General features: G+C 65.4%; 19 protein-coding genes. 4 read left to right on the forward strand and 15 right to left on the reverse strand.

Translation table 11 applies throughout. From position 1 onward, the window contains the following. Positions 1-5 precede the first annotated feature (5 nt). The 5 genes from NIBR502770_RS18210 to NIBR502770_RS18230 are packed head-to-tail and all read right to left on the reverse strand — an operon-like array spanning position 6 to position 5,399. Entirely contained in the window at positions 6-1,010 is a 1,005-nt protein-coding gene (locus tag NIBR502770_RS18210; protein WP_141182879.1) for a sugar phosphate isomerase/epimerase, read from the reverse strand. 51 nt (positions 1,011-1,061) lie between these two features. Beyond that, on the reverse strand, positions 1,062-2,252 hold the full coding sequence (locus tag NIBR502770_RS18215; protein ID WP_141182880.1) for a Gfo/Idh/MocA family protein: 1,191 nt from the start codon (positions 2,250-2,252) through the stop codon (positions 1,062-1,064). A 13-nt stretch (positions 2,253-2,265) separates the two neighbouring features. After that, positions 2,266-3,171, reverse strand: a complete 906-nt coding sequence (locus NIBR502770_RS18220) for a carbohydrate ABC transporter permease (protein ID WP_141182881.1) — start codon at positions 3,169-3,171, stop codon at positions 2,266-2,268. Next, positions 3,171-4,073 (reverse strand): carbohydrate ABC transporter permease, encoded by a 903-nt coding sequence (locus NIBR502770_RS18225; RefSeq protein WP_141158755.1) that lies wholly within the window; start codon positions 4,071-4,073, stop codon positions 3,171-3,173. Before NIBR502770_RS18225 ends, NIBR502770_RS18220 begins: the two co-directional genes overlap by 1 nt. 6 nt (positions 4,074-4,079) lie before the next feature. Next, on the reverse strand, positions 4,080-5,399 hold the full coding sequence (locus NIBR502770_RS18230; RefSeq protein WP_141158754.1) for an ABC transporter substrate-binding protein: 1,320 nt from the start codon (positions 5,397-5,399) through the stop codon (positions 4,080-4,082). A gap of 296 nt (positions 5,400-5,695) precedes the next feature. Here NIBR502770_RS18230 and NIBR502770_RS18235 point away from each other — a divergent pair, with 296 nt between their 5' ends. Beyond that, entirely contained in the window at positions 5,696-6,736 is a 1,041-nt protein-coding gene (locus NIBR502770_RS18235) for a LacI family DNA-binding transcriptional regulator (RefSeq protein WP_141182882.1), read from the forward strand. 12 nt (positions 6,737-6,748) lie between these two features. Here NIBR502770_RS18235 and NIBR502770_RS18240 read toward each other — a convergent pair whose 3' ends face one another. Then, positions 6,749-7,153 (reverse strand): DUF1003 domain-containing protein, encoded by a 405-nt coding sequence (locus tag NIBR502770_RS18240; protein WP_141158752.1) that lies wholly within the window; start codon positions 7,151-7,153, stop codon positions 6,749-6,751. 48 nt (positions 7,154-7,201) lie between these two features. After that, positions 7,202-8,701 carry a SulP family inorganic anion transporter gene (locus NIBR502770_RS18245; protein ID WP_141182883.1) on the reverse strand — a complete coding sequence of 500 codons (1,500 nt, stop codon included), beginning with the start codon at positions 8,699-8,701 and terminating at the stop codon, positions 7,202-7,204. A 259-nt stretch (positions 8,702-8,960) separates the two neighbouring features. On the opposite strand from NIBR502770_RS18245, the gene mptB reads away from it, so the two are divergent. Further along, positions 8,961-10,586 carry a polyprenol phosphomannose-dependent alpha 1,6 mannosyltransferase MptB gene (mptB, locus tag NIBR502770_RS18250; RefSeq protein WP_141182884.1) on the forward strand — a complete coding sequence of 542 codons (1,626 nt, stop codon included), beginning with the start codon at positions 8,961-8,963 and terminating at the stop codon, positions 10,584-10,586. Positions 10,587-10,610: 24 nt separating this feature from the next. Here the strand turns inward: mptB and NIBR502770_RS18255 are convergent, their stop codons facing one another. Together NIBR502770_RS18255 and NIBR502770_RS18260 are read right to left on the reverse strand one after the other, a co-directional pair. Next, complete coding sequence (locus tag NIBR502770_RS18255) at positions 10,611-11,867, reverse strand: glycosyltransferase 87 family protein (protein WP_141182885.1); 1,257 nt, start codon at positions 11,865-11,867, stop codon at positions 10,611-10,613. A gap of 28 nt (positions 11,868-11,895) precedes the next feature. Next, entirely contained in the window at positions 11,896-13,149 is a 1,254-nt protein-coding gene (locus NIBR502770_RS18260) for a glycosyltransferase family 87 protein (protein ID WP_246857315.1), read from the reverse strand. 397 nt (positions 13,150-13,546) lie between these two features. Between NIBR502770_RS18260 and NIBR502770_RS18265 the strand changes: the two genes are divergently transcribed. Continuing rightward, positions 13,547-13,747: a hypothetical protein gene (locus NIBR502770_RS18265; protein WP_141182887.1), complete on the forward strand. Its 201-nt coding sequence runs from the start codon at positions 13,547-13,549 to the stop codon at positions 13,745-13,747. 101 nt (positions 13,748-13,848) lie between these two features. Here NIBR502770_RS18265 and NIBR502770_RS18270 read toward each other — a convergent pair whose 3' ends face one another. Continuing rightward, positions 13,849-14,109 (reverse strand): DUF3072 domain-containing protein, encoded by a 261-nt coding sequence (locus tag NIBR502770_RS18270; RefSeq protein WP_141182888.1) that lies wholly within the window; start codon positions 14,107-14,109, stop codon positions 13,849-13,851. Positions 14,110-14,246: 137 nt separating this feature from the next. On the opposite strand from NIBR502770_RS18270, the gene NIBR502770_RS18275 reads away from it, so the two are divergent. Beyond that, complete coding sequence (locus NIBR502770_RS18275) at positions 14,247-15,119, forward strand: NAD(P)-dependent oxidoreductase (RefSeq protein ID WP_141182889.1); 873 nt, start codon at positions 14,247-14,249, stop codon at positions 15,117-15,119. Positions 15,120-15,253: 134 nt separating this feature from the next. Here NIBR502770_RS18275 and NIBR502770_RS18280 read toward each other — a convergent pair whose 3' ends face one another. The 5 genes from NIBR502770_RS18280 to NIBR502770_RS18300 form a co-directional block, all read right to left on the reverse strand. Next, positions 15,254-15,601, reverse strand: a complete 348-nt coding sequence (locus NIBR502770_RS18280) for a DUF202 domain-containing protein (protein WP_141182890.1) — start codon at positions 15,599-15,601, stop codon at positions 15,254-15,256. 3 nt (positions 15,602-15,604) lie between these two features. Beyond that, positions 15,605-15,994 carry a YidH family protein gene (locus NIBR502770_RS18285; RefSeq protein ID WP_141182891.1) on the reverse strand — a complete coding sequence of 130 codons (390 nt, stop codon included), beginning with the start codon at positions 15,992-15,994 and terminating at the stop codon, positions 15,605-15,607. 99 nt (positions 15,995-16,093) lie between these two features. Further along, positions 16,094-17,494 (reverse strand): MFS transporter, encoded by a 1,401-nt coding sequence (locus NIBR502770_RS18290; protein WP_246857317.1) that lies wholly within the window; start codon positions 17,492-17,494, stop codon positions 16,094-16,096. A 54-nt stretch (positions 17,495-17,548) separates the two neighbouring features. Then, positions 17,549-18,844 carry a CynX/NimT family MFS transporter gene (locus NIBR502770_RS18295; RefSeq protein ID WP_246857318.1) on the reverse strand — a complete coding sequence of 432 codons (1,296 nt, stop codon included), beginning with the start codon at positions 18,842-18,844 and terminating at the stop codon, positions 17,549-17,551. Between the two features lie 51 nt (positions 18,845-18,895). Then, positions 18,896-19,822: an MBL fold metallo-hydrolase gene (locus NIBR502770_RS18300; RefSeq protein WP_246857319.1), complete on the reverse strand. Its 927-nt coding sequence runs from the start codon at positions 19,820-19,822 to the stop codon at positions 18,896-18,898. Positions 19,823-19,843: the final 21 nt, after the last annotated feature.

The raw sequence follows: 19,843 nt of genomic DNA on the forward strand, positions 1-19,843 counted from the left end.
TGGGGTCAGTGGCTGGCGAACGCGGCGTCGAAGGCCGCTGCGGGCGGGGCAATCCGGCCCAGTCCCTGGACCATGGCAAGTGCCTGGGGAGCGCCGATGAGCCGGTCCATGCCGGCATCCTCCCATTCGATGCTGGTGGGACCTTCGTAGCCGATGGCGTTCAGGGTCCGGAAGATCCTGTTCCACTGGACATCCCCGTGCCCTGCGGTGACGAAGTCCCAGCCGCGGCGGGGGTCCGCCCAGGCCAGGTGGGAGCCGAGACGGCCGTTGCGTCCGTCCAGTTGGCGCACGGATTCCTTGACGTGGACGTGGAAGATCTTGTCCGCGAAGTCCTGCAGGAACATCACCGGGTCCAGGTCCTGCCAGATGAAGTGCGAGGGATCGAAGTTCAGGCCGAAATTCTCCCGGTGCCCCACGGCTTCAAGGGTGCGCTTGGCTGTCCAGTAGTCGTAGGCGATTTCGGACGGATGGACCTCCAGTGCGAACCGGACACCCTCATCGTCGAACACATCGAGGATGGGGTTCCAGCGGTCCGCGAAGTCCTGGTATCCGGCGTCGATCATGGCCTGGGAGGCGGGCGGGAACATGGCCACCGCCTTCCAGATGGAGGAGCCCGTGAACCCGGTGACGGTCTTCACCCCCAGGCGGGCAGCAGCCCTGGCGGTGTCCTTCATGGCATCCGCTGCCCGGCGGCGTACGCCTTCGGGCTCGCCGTCGCCCCAGATGTCCGCTGACAGGATGCCCTGGTGGCGCTCGTCGATGGGGTCGTCACACACTGCCTGTCCGGTTAGGTGGTTGGCGATGGCGAACACCTTCAGGTTGTTCTTTTCGAGGATATCCAGCCGGCCCTGGAGGTAGTTGTCGTCCTCGGCCGCGCGGCGCGGGTCCAGGTGGTCGCCCCAGCAGGCGATCTCCAGCCCGTCGAAGCCCCACTCGCCCGCGAGCCGCGCCACTTCCTCGAAGGGTAGGTCGGCCCACTGGCCGGTAAACAGCGTGATTGGTCGTGTCATGTCTATTCCTTGGATCGCTTGAAGCTGGTCGTTGCCCTGCCGAACCGCTGCTCAGACCTTTTGCCACTGGCTGGAATTTGCGGCACTGGACTCCACGGCGGCCAGGACCCGCTGCACCTGCAGGGCGTCCGCGAAGGACGGTTCCGGTTGGCGGGCTTCGCCGATGGCCGTGACGAGGTCCACCACCTGGTGGGTGAAGCCGTGTTCATACCCCAGGCCGTGGCCGGTGGGCCACCAGTTTCCGACGTAGGGGTGCTCGGGCTCGGTGACGAAGATCTTCCGGAACCCCGCGTCGGGGGAATCGGCCGCGTCGTAGAAGGAGAGGGCGTTCATGTCTTCGAAATCGAAGGCGAGGGAACCCTTGGTGCCGTTGACCTCCAGCCGCATGGCGTTCTTCCGGCCCAGCGCGTAGCGCGTGGCTTCAAAGACGCCCACGGCACCTGCCGAGGTGCCGCCGTCGAACCTTGCGCTGAAGATGGCCGCATCATCTACGGTGACCTTCCCGCGCGGGGCGTCGCTGCTGAGGTCGCCGTGGCCGCCGAGGCCCACCAGGTCGCCGGCCAGCGGGCGTTCCTGCACGAAGGTCTCCAGCAGTGCCGAAACCCCGCTGATGTTCAGGCCCGTAACCCACTGGGCGGCGTCGATGCTGTGCGCTCCGATGTCACCCAGGGAGCCGGAGCCGGACTGCTCCTTGTCCAGCCGCCACGTCATGGGGGCGTTGGCGTCGGTGAGCCAGTCCTGCAGGTACTGGGCCCTGACATGGCGGATCTCGCCCAGCCGTCCCTGGTCCACGAACCGCCGGGCCAGCGCCAGGGCCGGCGTGCGGCGGTAGCTGAAGCCGCACATCGAGAGGACACCGTTCTTGGCGGCGGTCTCCGCTGCCAGTGTCATCCGCTCGGCTTCCTCCACGGAGTTGGCCAGCGGCTTTTCGCACAGCACGTGCTTACCGGCTTCGAGGGCCGCGATGGCAATCTCGGCATGGGTGTTGCCGGGCGTGCAGATATCGATGAGGTCGATGTCGTCGCGCTCGATCAGGCGCCGCCAGTCGCTCTCCACCGACTCCCAGCCCAGCTTGTCAGCGGCCGCTCGGACGCCGTCGGCATTCCTGCCCGCCACCGCGGTGAGCTGTGGCCGCAGCGGCAGGTCGAAGAACCGGGGCGCGGTGCGCCAGGCGTGGGAGTGGGCGGCACCCATGAAGGCGTAGCCCACCATGCCGACCCGCAGGGGTTTGGCGGTGGTCATGGAGGAGTCCTTTCTACTTGCTGAAGCCGGCGGTGAGGCCGCTCAGCAGTTGACGGCGGGCGACGACGTACACCACCAGCAGGGGAAGGGTCGCCAGGACGACGGAGGCGAGAATGGCAGGGATGTTCACGCTGAACTCGCCCTGGAAGGTCCACAGGGACAGCGGCAGGACCCTGGTTGCCGGGCTCTGCGTCAGGATCAGCGGGAAAAGGAAACCGTTCCAGACGTGCAGGGCGTTGTAGATGCCGACCGTGATGACCGCCGGCTTGGTCATGGGGAGCGCAAGGCGCCACATCATGGCCCAGTCGGAACAACCGTCCAGTCGCATCGATTCGAAAAGCTCATTGGGGACATCGCGCATGAAGTTGGACAGGATGAGCACGCTGACCGGGATGGCAAACGCCACGGACGGAAGGATCAGGGCCAGCAGGGTGTCATACATGTGCGCCCGGGTGATCATCCAGTAGATAGGGATGATGGTGGCGTGCAGGGGGATGGCAAGGCCAAGGAGGAACAGGTTGTTCGTCAGGCCCAGGAACCGGCCCTTGCCGCGGACAATGGCGTATGCGGCCATGAAGGACACCAGCAGGGCAGGCAGGACTGTGCCCAGGGTGACGATCAGGCTGTTGGTGAAGTACCTGACGAAGTTGTTCTCCAGGACCAGCTTGTAGTTGTCCAGCGTCGGGTCCGTTGCCGGGAGCATGGGGTTGGAGGTGAAGAAGCCAGCCTGGTTCTTGAAGCTGGTGATCACCACGTAATAGATGGGGACGATGATGATGGCCAGCCAAAGCCAGCCGCCCAGGCCGCCAAGCAAGTTTGGCCGGAGCCGTCCGGGGCCCTTGGTGCGGGTAACCGGTGAGGCGGTGATGCCGCCGGCGGTGGGGGCCGGTGGGACGGGAAGTTGGGTTGTGGACGCCATCAGGCACCTTCCAATTGGCTTGCGTTGCGGTTTTTGCCGCCCAACCGCTGGAGGATGAGCGCAAGGCCCAGTCCGATGACGACGAGAATGACTCCCAGGGCGCTCGCGGCGCCCATGTCGTTGGCCTTGAAGCCCGTCAGGTACATATGCAGCGGAAGCAGCCGGGTGCTGTAGCCGGGGCCACCCCCGGTGAGCACGAAGATAAGGTCGAAGTACGCGAGGCTGCCCACCACCATCAGGGTGGAGGACGTGATGACCGTGTACTTCAGCTGGGGCAGGGTGATGTTCCAGAACTGGCGGAAGCGTCCCGCGCCGTCGATCTCAGCAGCCTCGTAAAGCGACGTGGGGATTTGGCGTACGCCGCCCTGGTAGATCAGCGTGTGGAATGGAACGAACTGCCAGGCAATGACGAAGACCACCACGAACAGGACCAGATCCGAGTTGCCAAGCCAGTCCTGGGCAAGGACGGGCAGGTTGAATCCGGGCCCCAGGCCGAAGTTGGGATCGAGCAGGGCCTTGAAGGCGATGGCAACTGCCGCGGACGACAGCAGCAACGGCAGGAAGTAGAGCACGGCGAGGGCGGCGCGGTACTTTTGGCCGCCGGCCGTGAAGACGCCCAGCAGCAGGCTGATGGGCGCCTGGACGATGAACGAGAAGAACATGATCTTCGCGGTGACCACCAACGCGTTGCCGGTGACCGGATCCGTAAGGACCGTGGTCCAGCTGGACAGGCCGTCCAGCTTGATCTCGCCCAAACCGTTCCAGCTGGTGAAGCTGAGGAAGACGACGCCGATCAGCGGGACAACAGCGAACGCCAGGAAGAAGACCAGGGCCGGGACTGCGAGCCACCCCGAGGGACCCGCGTCGCGGACCCCCCGGTTGGCGGAACCAAGAGCCGTCATGGTCCCTTACTTTCCGATTGTGGCGTTCATGGTGCTGATGAACTGGTCAGGGCTGATCTTCTTGAGGAAGATCTGGTCCAGGTTGGACAGCATGGCGTCACCCTGCGCGGGGCTGAGGGCCTGGTCCCAGGAGAGGGTGAAGCTGGGGGCGTTCTTGGCCAGTCCGTAGACGAAGGTCAGGAAGTCCTTGTCGGGTGAGGCGGCCAGTTTGTCTTCGATTCCCTTGACCACCGGCACAGCTCCGGAGCTGATCAAGGCGTCGGTGTTGGCGCCGGTGAACATGCCGTCCTTGACATAGTCCAGGGCGGCCTTCTTCTGGGCATCCGTGGCCTTGGCGGAGATGGACCAGAAGTTGGAGGGGTTGCCCACCACGTTCGCAGGGTCACCCTTGCCGCCTGGGACGGTGGGGAAGGTGGTGTACCCCAGCTTTCCACTCTTGACGAAGTCGGCGGCATCCTTCTTCATGCCCTGGTAGATCCAGCCACCCTGCAGGATCATGGCGGCCTTGCCGGTGTACATCAGTGCCTGGTCTGCGTTGCTGTCTGCCGCGACTGAAGAGAAGCCGTTGATGAACCCGCCGGCGTCGGCCAGGTCCTGGATCTTGGTCAGCGCCTCCTTAACGGCGGGGTCGGACCAGGCTCCGGGCTTGTTGGCTGCGATGTTGGCAAAGACTTCGGGGCCGCCGATGCGCTCGACGAGGTACTCAAGCCACATCAGGTCCGGCCACTTGGACTGGCCGCCCAGGGAGAACGGGGCAATACCGGCTTCCTTGAACTTGGGCACCAGGGCCATCAGCTCATCCCAGGTCTTCGGGGGCTGGGCTCCCACCTTGTCGAAGACGTCCTTGTTGAAGTAGAGGACTACCGGCTGGACGTTGTTGTTCGGCAGTGCGTAGGTCTTGCCGTTCACTTCACCGTTTTTTAGGACTGAGGGAAGGTAGCGGTCCTTGACCTGTGGATTGTCCTTGATGAAGGTGGTCAGGTCGTCAACCTGGTTGGCGTCGACGTACGACTTCAGGACTCCGCCGCCCCAGCCGTAAATGAAGGTGGGGCCTTCGCCGGCGCCGACGGCGGTGCGGACTTTGGTCTTGTAGGCGTCATTGGCGAAGAAATCCAGTTTGATGGACTTGTCCGGGTTGGCCTGGTTCCAGTCATCCACCGACTTTTGGAGCACCGGCTGGTTGCCGCCGGTGAGTCCCCACATGGTGGCCGAATCACTGCTGACGTTTGAGCCGGCAGGACCTGACGAACCGCAGGCCGCGAGGCTGACTGCCAGACCTGCTGCGGAAATTGCCAACGCTGCCGAGCGCAACTTTCGAATCTTCATTTCGTTTCCGTTCATCCTCCGGGCTCAACGCTGGGTCCCGGTAACGTGTGAAGCAGGCGTTTGCCTCGGCTCCGAGGCGGATAGCCCGCATCAATTCGGTCGGTGGTCGTACCGCGCAGCTTTCGAAAGTTTTCGAAACTTTGCGAGCGGTGGTGCCAATCTAGCCGTGAGTTGAGTCACAGTCAAGGGGTAATGCCATTGGCTGTGACCTGTACCCGCCTGTATCCGGTTGACGCCTTGATGGAACGCGGGCAAGATAACCATAAGCGAAATGTTTCGAAAGAGTGGATAAGTCAGTGGCGAAGACTGCACGGCCGGCGAAGGCAACCCTGGCAGCTGTTGCCTTGCAGGCGGGGGTTTCAACCCCCACGGTGTCCAAGGTGGTCAACGGCCGCGAAGATGTTGCGCCGGAGACCCGCGCCCGCATTCTGACCGCTTTGGAGCAGGCGGGCTATAAATCCCCCGTGCAGCGCCGTTCCGTGGCGAGGACCAGCACCGTGATCGAGGTGGTGGTGGACGTCCTGACCTCGGCCTACACCACGGAGGTCCTGGACGGGATCCTGCAGTTCGCCGCTGCCGAGGATGTCGAGGTCCTGGTAAGCGTCGCCGGTCCGTCGACCCCCACGGTGCACACCGCTGAGCGCCGCGCCCAGCGGATGGTCGACGAAGGCCGGGCGGGAATGATCGTGGTGACCTCGGCATTCAGCGAGGCGCAGATGCACGCCTTCCGGCGGCGCCGGATTCCCGTGGTGGTGATCGATCCGCTCAACCCGCCCCCCGCGGACGTTGTCAGCGTAGGCGCCACCAACTGGGCCGGCGGCAAGGCGGCCACTGAACACCTGCTGGAACTGGGCCACCGGCGCATTGCCTACATCGGCGGGATCGAGCGGGCCGAGTGCAACCAGGCGCGGCTCCACGGCTACATGGCGGCCCTCGCTGCCCATGGCATCTCCGTGGATCCGCAGTACATCATTTCCGGCGGCAGGTTCCGCCGGGACAGTGGGGTGTCCGGGATGAAGGCGCTGCTTGGCCTCAAGAAGCCCCCCACGGCCATTTTCGCCGGAAGCGACAGCATCGCCCTGGGCGTGCTCAGCGAGGCGGCGCATTGCGGCTTGAAGGTTCCCGGGGACATCAGCCTGGTCGGTTTCGATGGCACCATCCAGGGCGAGGAATGCGTACCGGCGCTAACGTCGGTGGCGCAGCCCCTCGAGGAGATGGGGCGCGCTGCCCTCAGGTCGCTCCTGCGCCAAGCGCGCGGCGAGGTCCTCGATTCCCACCGTGTGGAACTGGCCACGCATGTGATTGTCCGCGAATCCACGGCAGTTCCCGCGGACTGACGGGGGCGGTGCCTAGGGGGAGGCCGCCTTCTTCAGCTCCTGCAGGATTTCCAGCTGGACCCGGTTCATGGAGATCAGGAGCTCGATCTCCTTTTTCGCTTCGATATTGGTGTCGTAGTCGTGTTGGGCCATGGCCGCGGCAATGGCGTCCTGCCGCTTGGCGGCGATGAGCAAAATGGCGCCCTGCAGTCCGGCGAGCATTGAAAGCAGGAGGTTCAGCAGGATGTAGGGGTACGGGTCCCAGGCGTTGGCGGCCAGTGCCACCGTATTGATGGCAGCCCAGATCAGCATGAAGCCGATAAAGCTGGCAACGAAGGGCCAGCTTCCCATTCCGTTGCGCATGATGTCAGCGGCCCGCTGTCCCGTGCTCAGGGAAGCTTTGTGTTTCTCGTGCCAGGTCTTCTGTTGGAAGCTCATGGCTCAGGGTAGACCGAGGAAGCCATTCCTCAGGCAGGCCCCAGCTGGTCAGGCGCCCAGATGCCCAGTGAGGCGGCGGTGGAAACCGGTGCTGCGCTCATCGAGGCCTTCGATGGCCACCGTCGCGCCGTGGTCCGCGTATTTGGTTTCGATGGAGTCCAAGGCGGCCACCGTTGACGCGTCCCAAATCTGGGCGCGGCTAAGGTCAATGGTCACCGAGGCGGGATCGTCGCCGTACGCGAAATGCTCCACCAGGTCGTTGCTGCTGCCGAAGAACAGCGGCCCCACCACCTCATAACGCACGCTCCCGCCGTCGTCCGCCAGGGTCCGCTCGACGGTGATGACGTGGGCCACCCGGCGGGCGAAGAGCACCATCGCCAGGATGACGCCCACCAGCACGCCGTAGGCGAGGTTGCCGGTGAAGACCACCACGGCGACAGTGGCACCCATGACGAGCGTCTCGGGGACCGGCATCCGCTTCAGCGTGGACGGTTTGACGCTGTGCCAGTCCACCGTGGTAACGGCCACGACCATCATGACCGCGGCAAGGGCCACCATGGGAATCTGCGCCATGATCGAGCTCAGCCCCGTCACCAGGGCCAGCAGGAACACCCCGGCCACAACCGTCGAGATACGGGTACGCGCCTGCCCGGTCTTCACGTTGAGGACCGTCTGGCCGATCATGGCGCAGCCGGCGATGCCGCCATAGAAGCCGGCGAGGATGTTTGAGACGCCCAGGCCCCACGACTCGCGGCCCTTGTGCGAGGGGGTTTCCGTGATGTCATCGACAAGTTTCGCCGTGAGGAGGGTTTCCATGAGGCCGACGAACGCCACGCTTAGGGCCGTGGGCAGCACCAGCCGGAACGTCCCAACATCAAGCGGAACCAGGAACGGGGTGATTCCCGGCATCCGGCCGGTGAGAGGCCCTTCGTCGGCGACGGTCGGAACGGCAAGGCCCGCAAGGATGGCAATCGCCGTGACGACGACAATGGCCACCAGCGGCGACGGGACCACCTTGGTGAAGCGCGGGAGGACGAAAATGATGGCCAGCGTTACGGCGAACAGGACGTAGGCGAGCCAGGGAACATTGAGGACGTGCGGCACCTGCGCCATAAAGATCAGCACACCCAAGGCGTTAACGAACCCGATCATCACCGAGCGCGGGATGAACCGCATCAGCCGGGCAAGGCCTGCCAGGCCAAAGACCACCTGGATGACGCCGGCGAGAAGCACCGTGGGCAGGACGTACTGGACGCCGTGCTCGTGGACCAGTGGGGCGATGACCAGGGCCACCGAGCCGGCGGCGGCCGTCACGACGCCGGGCCGTCCGCCGAGGATGGACATCGCCAGGGCGAGCACGATGGAGGCGACCAGGCTGACCATCGGATCCACCCCGGCCACGATCGAGAACGAAATGACCTCCGGGACCAGTGCGAGCGTGGTGACCATGCCGGCGAGGACCTCACGGGTCAGCTGCCGGGGAGAGCGGAGCGCGGCCAGGACATTATCCGGTTGCCGGGTGGGGCGGGGGCGGTCGGCGACGGCCAAGGAGCGGCTCCAAGGACTTGGCTCTTGGGCAAGAGCGGGGTGGGCAATGTATTGCGCGCCACGATGCGCACGGTCCAGCCCTGTCATGGACGACAATTGGGTGGAGAAGAAAGGCGCCGGGTGACTCTCGGCTGCGTATGCAACACTACCCCGTGCCCCCGGGCCGGCAGTAAGCGTGGCTGATAAAATGACCGGGTTGCAGGGCGGCCAGTAGAGCCGGTGCAACCAACGCCGTAACAAAGTAGGGGACCACACAATCATGACGGCAGGCGGGTCACACCTTGAGACGTCGGAGAGCAGGCAGGGCAAACCGGTCGACGCCTCCGCGCCTGCCAGGGGCCGCGCCTACCTCGCCACCATCGAAGGCTTCATCGGCGCCCTGATGATGTTTGTCGGCTCTATCGGCACCGGCTGGATCGCCAACGGCTCACCCATGATCCGCCAGCCGGTGGTGATCGCGCTCCGCACCGAAGGGTGGGGTGTGGCGGTGTCCACCGTGCTGCTGACGGCCGGAGCCATGCTCCTGATGCGCTCCTGGTTGAGGCTTGGCCAGCGGTTGGGGGACTGGGGGCAGTCGTCGCTGCGGTCCGTTGTCATCGCCATTTCGGCCTGGTCGCTGCCCCTGTTGTTCTGCGTCCCCGTCTTTTCCCGCGACGTCTACGCCTACACAGGGCAGGGACGCCTGGTCCAGGAGGGCCAGAACCCTTACGAAGTGGGCATCTCCACCCTCAACAACTGGTTCGCGCTGGGCGCCGACCCCGCCTGGGCGGAAAACCGGACACCCTACGGCCCCTACTTCCTGTGGCTGGCGCGCGGCGTGGTGGGACTGACCGGTGCCCAACCGGATGCCTCGGTCCTGCTGTTCCGCCTGCTGGCCGGCGTCGGCGTCCTGCTCTGCGTCATCTACGTACCCAAACTGGCCGAACTGCACGGCATCAACGGTGCACGGGCCCTCTGGATCTCCGTGGCCAACCCGTTGTTCCTCATCAGCTTCATCGCCAGCGCCCACAACGACGCACTCATGGTGGGGCTCGCCGTCGCCGGCGTCTACCTGGCCGCCACCCGCCGCTACCTGCTGGGCATCCTCCTGGTCACCGCGTCCGTGGGCATCAAGCCCATTACCGTGCTGCTGCTGCCGTTCATCGGTGTCATGTGGGCAGGACCGTCTGCCTCCTGGCCACGCAAATTCCTGATGTGGGGAGCAACGGCCGGCATCAGCTTCGGCGTGCTGGCCCTCAGCGGCATCCCCTACAACCTGGGCATCGGCTGGACCTGGGCCATTATGGATCCCACCCCCGGCTACACCGGCTACTCGCCGTCCGGTTTCATCGGCCAGCAGGTGGAGATGCTCGCCAACGCCCTGGGCCTGCCCGGCGGAACGCTGGCCACCTGGCTGCGGACCGCCATGAAGTGGGCCGCCATCGCCTTGGTCCTGCTGCTCATGTTCCGCGGCGACTACTCCCGTGCGGTGCGCCGGATGGCCCTGGCGTTCACCGCCGTCGTGATGCTCTCACCCATCATCCAGCCCTGGTACATCCTGTGGTTCCTGCCGTTCCTGGCCGTCACCGGCATCCGGGACGACTGGCAGATCCGTTCCCTCTACGTCGGCGTGACGTTCTTCGTGGTGTTCGGCGCGCAGGACCAACTCTCGGTCTGGTCCTTCGTGGAACTGCCCATCGACGCGTCATCCCTGGCGTTCTTCACCGCCCTGGCCTTCACGTTCTACCTGCTGGTGCTGGACATCCACACCCGGAAACTGCTCATCGAGGGCAGGCCGCTGGACCTGGGCCGCCGCGGCTGGCAGTGGGCGGTGGAGCGCAGGGCGGCACACCGCCGTAGCGCACCCCAGGCCCCCGCCGCCGGCGACCGGTCCAAAAGCCGATAGCCGGACGAAGCGCGCCCGAAACGGCTACGCGCCCGCGGGTACCCGGGAGGACGTCCTGCGCCCCAGCTCGGCCGTCCGCTTCACCGACCACCACAGCAGCACCACCAGGAGCACGTTGCGGGTGGTGAGGATGGCCGCCATGACCGGATGGGCGTGGATCAGGGGCGTGTAGAACAGCGGGTAGATTACGAACGTGGTCATGGCGATGCCCATCAGCAGGGCCGCGGGCACCTTCCAGCGCTCCCAGTCGTGGGTCAGGCCGGCGATGATCACCGGTGCCAGCCAGATGATGAACTGCGGCGAGCCCACCTTGTTGAACACAATGAACGCCGTGACCATCATGAGGGAGCCCTCGAGGAACAGCTCCTCACGCTCGGCGCCCCGCCGCATGGCGCGCACCAGCAGGATGGCTGCAATCACGGCGGCCAGGACCAGCAGCGGCTGCATCAGGAAAGCTGCGGTACTGGCTCCCGGACCGTAAACCTCGGTGGAGTTGATGGCCGTGTTGTCCGCCATCTTCGAGCCGGCAATGTGGAACACGCTCAGCCAGACCCACGGTGTGGAGAACGTGGCCTCAAGCTGCATGCCGCGCTCGCCCTGGTTCAACAGGAAGTCCATGATGTGCGGCAGGCCGCCGGTCAGCCAGGTCCCCAGGCCCACGACGGCGGTCACGGCGGCGCCGGCGAGCACCACTTGGACGCGCTTGTGGCTGGCGATGGCGATGGGTACCAGCACCGCTGCCGGCCACACCTTGATCCACGTGGCGACGCTGAGCAGGACGCCCGCCACCACGGGCCGCTCCGCGGCGTAGAGCAGCGCGATCAGCACGATCGGTGCGGTGATGCCTTCCACCCTGGCGAAGCTCAGGTAGCCCATGAAGACGGTGAAGAACAGCCACCACCACGCCGGGGCCACGCCGGTAACCCTCCGCGGGCCGCGGGTCAGGTAGAGCAGGCCGACGGCATTGAGTGCCGCGATAATCAGGAACCACACGAGCAGGTAGAGGCTGGGCCCGGCGATGTTGGCGACGAAAATGGGGATCTGCGCCAGCACCGGGTAAACCCACGGGCTGATCTTCCCGGTGAGGTCCGCCGGGTTGTACCCGGCCGTGGCCCACTGCCGGTACTGCTCGGTGTCGCTGAACGTTTCGCCGTTCAGGAAGAAGGACGCCATCCAGCCCAGGAAGTACAGATGGACGACGGCGAAGCCCCACCACACGCTGGACGGGCGGGCGGACCAATCCACTGCTTTGGCCGGCAGGACCTTGCTGCGGACCGTCACCAAACGGTCAAAGAACCTTGTGGAAATCTCAGGTCTCCTTGAGCGCGGGGGCGGGTGCGGCGGTTTTCTTGCCCAGCGAATACAGGCGCCGGACGCTCCACAGGAACAGGACCACCACCAGGATGTTGCGGATGGTCAGCACCAGTGCCATCCACGGGTTGTTGTGGCTGAGTGCGTCGTAGAAGAGCGGGTAGATGAAGTAGGTGGCCACAGCGATGGCGATCAGCATCAATGCCGGGACGCGCCATTCGCGCCAGCTGTGCGCGAGGCCGACGGCGACGGCAGGGCCCAGCCACACCATGAACTGGGGCGAACCCACCTTGTTGAACACCACGAAGGCGGCTGCCAGGGCGAGGGCGCCGGCCAGAAGCAATTCAGTCCGGTCCACGCCGCCGGCCACCTTGTGCTGCTTGCCGTTGTGGAGCGCCCAGAAAGCCAGGCCAGCCACCAGCAGGGCGGCCAGGACCAGGAGCGGCTGCATCAGCACGGACATGGTGGCGGTGCCCGGACCGTCCACCTGCATGGAGTTGATGTCCGTGTTCATGTACATCCGGGAGCCGCCCACGTTCAGGACGGAAAGCCACAGCCACGGGGTGGTGAAGGTGGCTTCGAGCTGCATGCCGCGGTCGCCCTGCTGGGTGAGGAAGTTCAGGAGCTTGGGGACGCTGCCCAGGGCGGCCGCCAGCGCCACGACGCCCGCCGTCGCCGCAACTCCAGCCAGTACCACCAGCAGGCGGTTCTTGACGACGGCGAAGAGGGCCAGCATGATGGCCGCCGGCCACACCTTCACCCAGGTGCCGATGGCCAGCAGGACCGAGGCAATGAAGGGGCGCTGGACGCCGTATGCCAGCGCCACGAGGACCAGGGGGGCGGTGAGGCCGTCAACGCGGGCGAATCCCAGCCAGCCCATAAGGAACGTAAAGGCCAGCCACCACCAGCCCGCGGGGATGGCGTTGACGTTGCGGCCCCGTGCGGTGAGTTTCAGCAGCGCCCAGCCGTTGAGCAGTGTTGTCATGAGGACCCAGAGGAAGAAGAACGGTCCTGGACCTGCGAGGCCCGCAATGGCCATGGGGAACAGGGCCAGGATGGGGTATACCCAGGGGCTGGGCCCGCCCCTCAAGTTCGCGTCGTTGAAGCCGGCCATGGCCCAGTCACGGTAGATGAACGTGTCGCTGAAGGCTTCCCCGCGCAGGGAGAGGGAAGCGGCGAAGACCAGGAAGACAAGGTGCACCACGATGAAGCCGCCCAGCAGTCCGCGCCCGGAATTCAGTGCGCTGCGCACGGGGGTGGGGAGGATGACGTTGCGGATCCTGGTCAGGTTGCCGAAGAGGGCGTCGGTGGAAATGGCGGATCCTTGTCAGGTCGTGGCACACGTGTGGTGTCGTGCTGGTGGCTGGGTTCTGCCGCAGGGCTGGGTCAGGGCAGCGGAGCCGTTCGGAAACAGCTTCCACTCCTGTCCAACTCTAATTCACGGTGCTTTGGCGCCCGTAATTGCCGAGGCAGGCTCCAGCCGTCATGCCTTGACCTGCGGCGACTTATTACTTGATTTTTCAAGTTGCTGGTGATCCATCACTCGGGCATCATGAGCTGGGCACAAAGGTTCCCAACTTCGCCTGCAGCCTTGGGGAGCGCAGGCGTTGGATATCACCCCCTACCCCCAACACACAAAGGCTAGACCCATGAACTTCCCGCTGACCCTCACCGTGTCCGACCGCCAGAGCATGGACACCGAGCTCGACGCCGCCGTCACAGCCGCCAAGGCACATGCACTCATCGGCCGGCGCGGCATTTTGGTGACCCGCCATGGCGCAGATAAGTTCACGGTGGACCTCAGCGACGCCGTCCCCTTCGGCCTCACCCGCGAACACCAGGTCTGGTAAGCCATTGGCTGGCGCCCGATCCAGCCAGCCCCAACGCAGCCAGCCCCTGAGGGGGGTTCCTTTGGAACCGCCGTCACTTCCGGCGTCGACCGTCAATGTGCCTAACTGCCGGCGCTGTTGTCCCCGTCGCCGCCCACGCGGTTGCTGCGCTGCTGCAGCCGGTCGATGTGCTTTGACGCGTCCGCCTTGCTCAGGTCCGCGGGAAGTTCCTCGCCCGCCTCGCGTGCGAGGGTATAGAGGTAGCTTCGCTGCGCCGCCGTCATGGGCTCATCCCCGGTCACCCAGTCTTCCGGGTCCCTGTTGAGTCCTGCATTCGGTTCCGGTTCGGGGCTGCCGATTGTTTCCTGGTTGCTGTCGCTCATGGGTACGAGTCTAGGTCGGGGCGCCGACATTCTGCCGGAGCGTGCGTGCCGAAATGCATTGGCATGAATAAGTCGGGAAATCATGGAGACGTTGAGTAGGTAGACGCAGACCCCAACGCAGCCAGGAGAAGGACTCGATGGATACCAAGCTCAAAGTCGCAGTGCTCGGGACGGGAATCATGGGAGCGGCCATGGCCCGGAACCTCCTGCGGGCCGGCCATGAAGTCTCGGTATGGAACCGGGACAGGGCCAAAACGGAACCCCTGGCTGCTGACGGCGCCCGGCGTGCCGCCAACCCTTCCGACGCCGTCAAGGCGGCCGACGTGGTCCTGACCATGCTCTTCGACGCGGCCGCGGTGGAAGATGTCATGCGGGCTGCGGCCGCCGGCGTCCGGCCCGGCATGGCCTGGGTGCAGTCCACCACGGTGGGCGTCCAGGACGTTCCCGTTTTGGCCAAACTGGCCGCGGAGCTCGGCCTGGACCTGGTGGAGGCGCCCGTTTCCGGCACCCGGGCCCCGGCCGAAGCCGGCCAGCTCCTGGTACTTGCCGCCGGACCCGATTCGGTGCGCCAGCGGGTGGCGCCGGTGCTGGATGCCATCGGAGCCCGGACCATCTGGACGGGGCAGGACCCTGCCGAAGGCTCCGCCGCCCGGCTGAAACTCGTGGTGAACAGCTGGGTCATTGCTGCCTCCAATGCCGCCGGTGAGGTGGTTGCCCTGGCGGAGGCGCTGGGCGTCGATCCGCAGCAGTTCCTCAACGTGATCGACGGCGGCGGCCTGGACCTTCCCTACCTGCGGACCAAGATGGGGCTCATCCTGGACGGGGGACTCGAGCCGGCGTCCTTCGCCGTGGACACCGCCTGCAAGGACGCACACTTGATTGTCGATGCCGCCGCCGAGCAGGGCTTGAAGCTTGACGGTGCCGAAGCGTTCGCCGCAAGGCTGGACCGGGCAGCCGGGCAGGGCCGCAGCAAGCAGGACATGGCCGCGGCTTACTACTCCAGCCGGTAGCAGGCATCAAGGCCGGAAGTACTTATGGCTCACGGACCCTCATTTCGGTCAGACTCCAACTGGGTGAAACCAGCAACCCATCCTGAACGGACGGCTTGGTTGATGATGCGGATTCCAGCGACGAGCCTCAAAGGTCACTGCTGGACAGGGAGGAACAGTACGGTCCAGATCCCTAGGGCAGCAAGGACCACGACGCTTGCCGAGACGGCGGCGATCGAAGTGATGCAAGGCGGAATCGATTCATGTCGAATGCCGTTGATGGCGCGGTGAAAGCGCGGCTTGCGGGTGAGGTTGATAGCTGTGGCGGTGATGACGCATGCCCCTACCAGCGGCGCCGTGAACCAGCCGTGGTGTGTTGTCCAACGCAGGAAGACGGCGCCCGCAACTGCCAAGGACAGCATCGTGCGACCCCACGCCATGTCTGTGCGTTCCGGCTGGAGTCCGGGATCTCCATGGACTGGCGTTTCAGCTCGTGAAGGCATGGATTAGACGAGCACGACAGCCGTCATGATGGCGGCGACGACGCCCCCGCCAATTGCCAGGACCGGAGCGATCCATGGGAGTGGGATTGGGGCTTTGCGGCGTATGGCGCGTTCTACATTAAGCCAGCGGAAGAATGAGCCGCCTCCGATGAGGAGCGCGAGAACGAGAAGCAGGACGGCGAGCCCTTTGCGAAGTCTCGGGTCGAATAGATCGGCCATGAAGGCTTCAACGGCGACGCCACCGGCGAGCAATGCCAAGGAGGTCCTAATCCATGCAAGGAACGTGCGTTCGTTGGCTAAGGTGAAGCGCGGGTCCGGTTCTTGGCCGCCGCCCAATATTCGGCTGGATATGCCAGTTCTTCCACCATCACTGCGTGAGCTGGGATTATCCATGGGATGGCTTCCTTCCGTGTACACGATTTGTCGTGTAGCTAAGGCAGCCAGCGGAGGCCGCGCTTGCCGCCTCCGCTGGCGGCCGTTCGAGAGTTAGTTCTAGGCCTTAGTGACTACCGCTCTGGCTTCCTCAGCTTCGGCTGCAGGGGCCGCCCCGAGTGAAAAACCAGCGGCTGAGTCAAGGCCGAGCCGGCGGCGGTCACGCTGCTGGTTGACGAAGAGTAGTGCCAGAATACCGAAGGTCAGCATGAGGCCGCCGGCCAGGGCGAATGCCGCGTGGTAGCCATCTGCCGGGGTGGCTGCACCGCCAATAAGGAATCCTGATACGGCGGGGGCAAACACGCCGCCCGTGGTGAGGACGGCGTTGGCAATGGAGAGGTTGGCTCCGCGCTGGCCGATGGTGGTCAGTTCCGCGACCACAAGGTACGTGATGGCGAAGAGCGCCGGTGCGGTACCAAAGCCGGAGACCATCAGGGCGATTGACAGGGCCGGCGAGGTAGTCATAGTCGCTCCGAGTAGGCAGGCCCCGGCGAAGGCGCCAGCGCCGCCGAGGACCCAGCCACGGGCCTTCCTGGTGGGAACGCCCTTGAGGTGCAGGCGCTGGGTAAGTGCGCTAAGGCCAACGGTGGCGACGGTTCCCCAGGCCGCGGGCAGGGCGATCATGGTGCCGGACTGCTGGCCGCTGAAGCCCAGGACGTTCTGGAAGTAGGCGGGTCCCCAGGACATGGCGAGTGTGAAGGTCCAGTAGCCGAAGAAGGAGGCCAGGACCGCGAAGATCCAACTGGGGGACAGGATGGTGCGCCAGTAGCGGATCTTGGTTTCGCTGATCACCGGAGTTTCCTCCCGAGCGATGCCGTCAAGTTCCTGTTCAGCTTTCCGGCTGGTATAGGGACCCTCCTTGCCAGCGATGGCCCAGAAGACGGACCACAGCAGGCCCACGATGGCCAGCACGGCGAAGGCGGTCTGCCAGCCGAATTGTCCAATGACCCAGGCCAGGACCGGGGCGAACGCCACAATGCCCAAAGTCACGCCGGATGACGCCAGCGCAGCGGGTGTGGCCCCCTTCTTCTCGGGGAACCACTTGTAGATCCCATGCATCAGGACCGGTGCCAGCGGGCCCTCGCCGACGCCGAGGAGCAGGCGGCTTGCCCAGAGCGCGGGCAGCGAGGCGAAGAGCAGGATGGGAACCTGCGCCACGGACCATAGCAGGCACAGGACCAGCAGGATCCACTTGCTGGATACCTTGTTGGCGATGGGGGCGGCAACGATCTGGGCCACACCAAAGGTCAGGAACATGGCGCTGCCCACCAAGCCAAACTGCTCGGGCGTGATGCCCAGCTGCTTCATCAGGGGAACGGCCGCGATGCCCAGGACTGCCTTGTCAGCCCAGCTGAGCATCATGAGGAAAAGCAGGCCGAACGTCATGAACCAGCCGTAGCGGTTACGCTTGGCCCGGGACCAGGTGCGGGGATCGCGGGAGGCCGCGGAGCCCGGCGTCATAAGCGGAGTTTTAGACACGGTTTGCCCAATCGTTGAAGGGGAGTCTTTGCCGGTTCACCGGCGTTTCCTTGACTGTAGGCTCGTGTGACCGGCCTTACATTTGGGTTTTCCGTTGGCCGGAAAGTCACTTTTGGCGGCCTGTCTCAGGAGCGCCAGCAGGCCCATCCCCAAGCAGCTCAAGGCACACGTCAGCCACCAGGTGGTGCCCCAGCCGCGGGTAGTGGTGGCGAGCAGGGCGAACAACATGGGCCCCGCAAAGTTTCCCACATTGAAGATCTGCTGCGTCAGCCCCAGCACGGCAGTGACGGAGCCATCTGCGGGTGCGATGCGCACGGAGTAGCTGGTCACCGCCGCCGGTATGAGGCCCCCGACGGCGGAAAACGCGGCGATCAGGACAACCTGGATAAAGATGCCGTTGCCGAAGCGGTCCCAGTTCACGGCGAACGTGGCCACGGAAGCGGCGGACATCGACAGGAAGGTCCAGAAAATGATGCTCCGCTCAGAAATTCCCCGCTGGATCAGCGGACCGGCACTGAGGGCACCGATGGCGTTGACGCCACCGACCAGGGCGCTGAGGAGACCGGGCCACGGGCCGTCGAGCCCCGCTGAGCGGTAGATCGAGGGCAGGAAGCCAAGCACCGCCATCCACTGCGCCGTGTAGCAGGCGAACACCACGCCAATGATCCAGGGCCTGCGGGTGGCAACGGTGCGCCCCACCCTGCGTAGAGCGGGCCGGAGTCCGGCCTCGGCTGGAGCCGCGTCCTTCGGCACCCGGCGCAGCAGCAGCGGCACCGGGAGAAGCGTGAGAGCCGCCATAATCAGCCACCATTGCCGCCAGCCAGCAGCCTGCAGGAACATCGCACCCGCGGAAAGGCCGATCAGCGTAGCAGTGCCCTGGAACGTGGCCCAGCTTGCCAGCGCAATGTTCAGCCGCTGCGGCGGGGCCACTTTGCGGATGAGGGCGGGTGCCACCACCACGGCCAGCAGGAAGCCGACGCCCTCCAGGGTGCGTGTTGCCATAAGCCATTCGGTGCTGGGGGCGGCCGCACCCACGGCGGACGCGCCGCTCAGCAGGACAAGACCGAGGATCAGGAGTCGGCGCAGGCCGGCCATCTCACCGCCCACAGCCGTGGCCAGGCCGCCAACCACGCTGGCCAGCTGGATGATGCCCAGCAGCAGCCCGGCTTGGATCAGCGAGGTGCCAAGATCCGCCTGGATGCCGGCCAGGGCGGCGGGAAGCTTCCAGATGTGCATGGCCGCTGCGATACCGGCCGCGAGGACCGCAAGCCACGCCCTGTCCGTCGTCGCGTCGGCGTCATCAACGGGTGTGGTGTGCGACGGCAGAGCCAAGAGTTGTCCTTGCTGAGTTTGTGGCAGGCGACCCGGGATCGGGTTCTCTGCTCAGGTAGAAGCCAGGACGGGGCTGCCGATGCGGAAACGCTGGCCGCTGACGGCGACGTCCACGGTGCCGGGAAAGGTTGAGGCAGCACGGCTGCGCCACCACTGCGGTTCCGCCCGCCCGGCCAGGTGGGAGAGCACAAGCCGGTCCACCCCCGCCGCGGAGGCTACCCGGCCGGCGGCCTCAGGTGGCGTGTGGGCGATCCGCTGGTGGTTAAGGAACTCCGGCGCGAACCCCTTGTCCGCATAGAAGTCCAGGTTGACCGCTTCATGCACCAGGACGTCCGCACCCTCGGCGAGCACAACCATGGCCTCGCATTCGGCGGTATCGCCGGAGAATACGACAGAACCGGCGTCGGTCTCGAAGCGGAACGCCAAGGCGGGCCGCACCGGCGGGTGCTCCACCAGGATGCCGGTGACCTTGACCCTGTCATCCTCGTAGACGTCGAAGGGGCGGGCCGCGTCCTCGGAGCCGTGCGCGGGGGTGGCCAGGTCCACGGTGCGCACCAGTGACGCAAGGTCCGGGCGGGCCTCGTCATGGACCCGGATGTCAATGTCGTAGGAGAAGGCCTGCAGCGAGTGGGACACCAGTTCGGCAGTGCCGGACAGGCCGCCGCCACCCGTCCGGGTGGCATCCTTGCCGGGGCCAACAACTGATACCGGCCGCGTGAAGCCCTCCACCGGATTCCCCCAGTTCCACAGCAGGAAGCCGGGAAGTTCCACCACATGGTCCGAATGCAGGTGCGTGACGAAGCCGGCCACAAAATCCTTGCCCCGGAGCCCCGCCTCATGTGCCGCGCGGGAGCAGCCGAGGCCAAAGTCCACCATGTAGAAGGCATCACCCACCACCAGTGCGCTGGAGATGCCGTTTTCAGGTCCGCGGATGGCCGGGCCGGCGGCGGTGCCAAGAGTGATCAGTTCGACGCTCACAGGGAAGTCCTTCTGCAGGGT

It is taken from the genome of Pseudarthrobacter sp. NIBRBAC000502770, from assembly GCF_006517815.1.
In the GTDB taxonomy this organism is placed as follows: domain Bacteria; phylum Actinomycetota; class Actinomycetes; order Actinomycetales; family Micrococcaceae; genus Arthrobacter; species Arthrobacter niigatensis.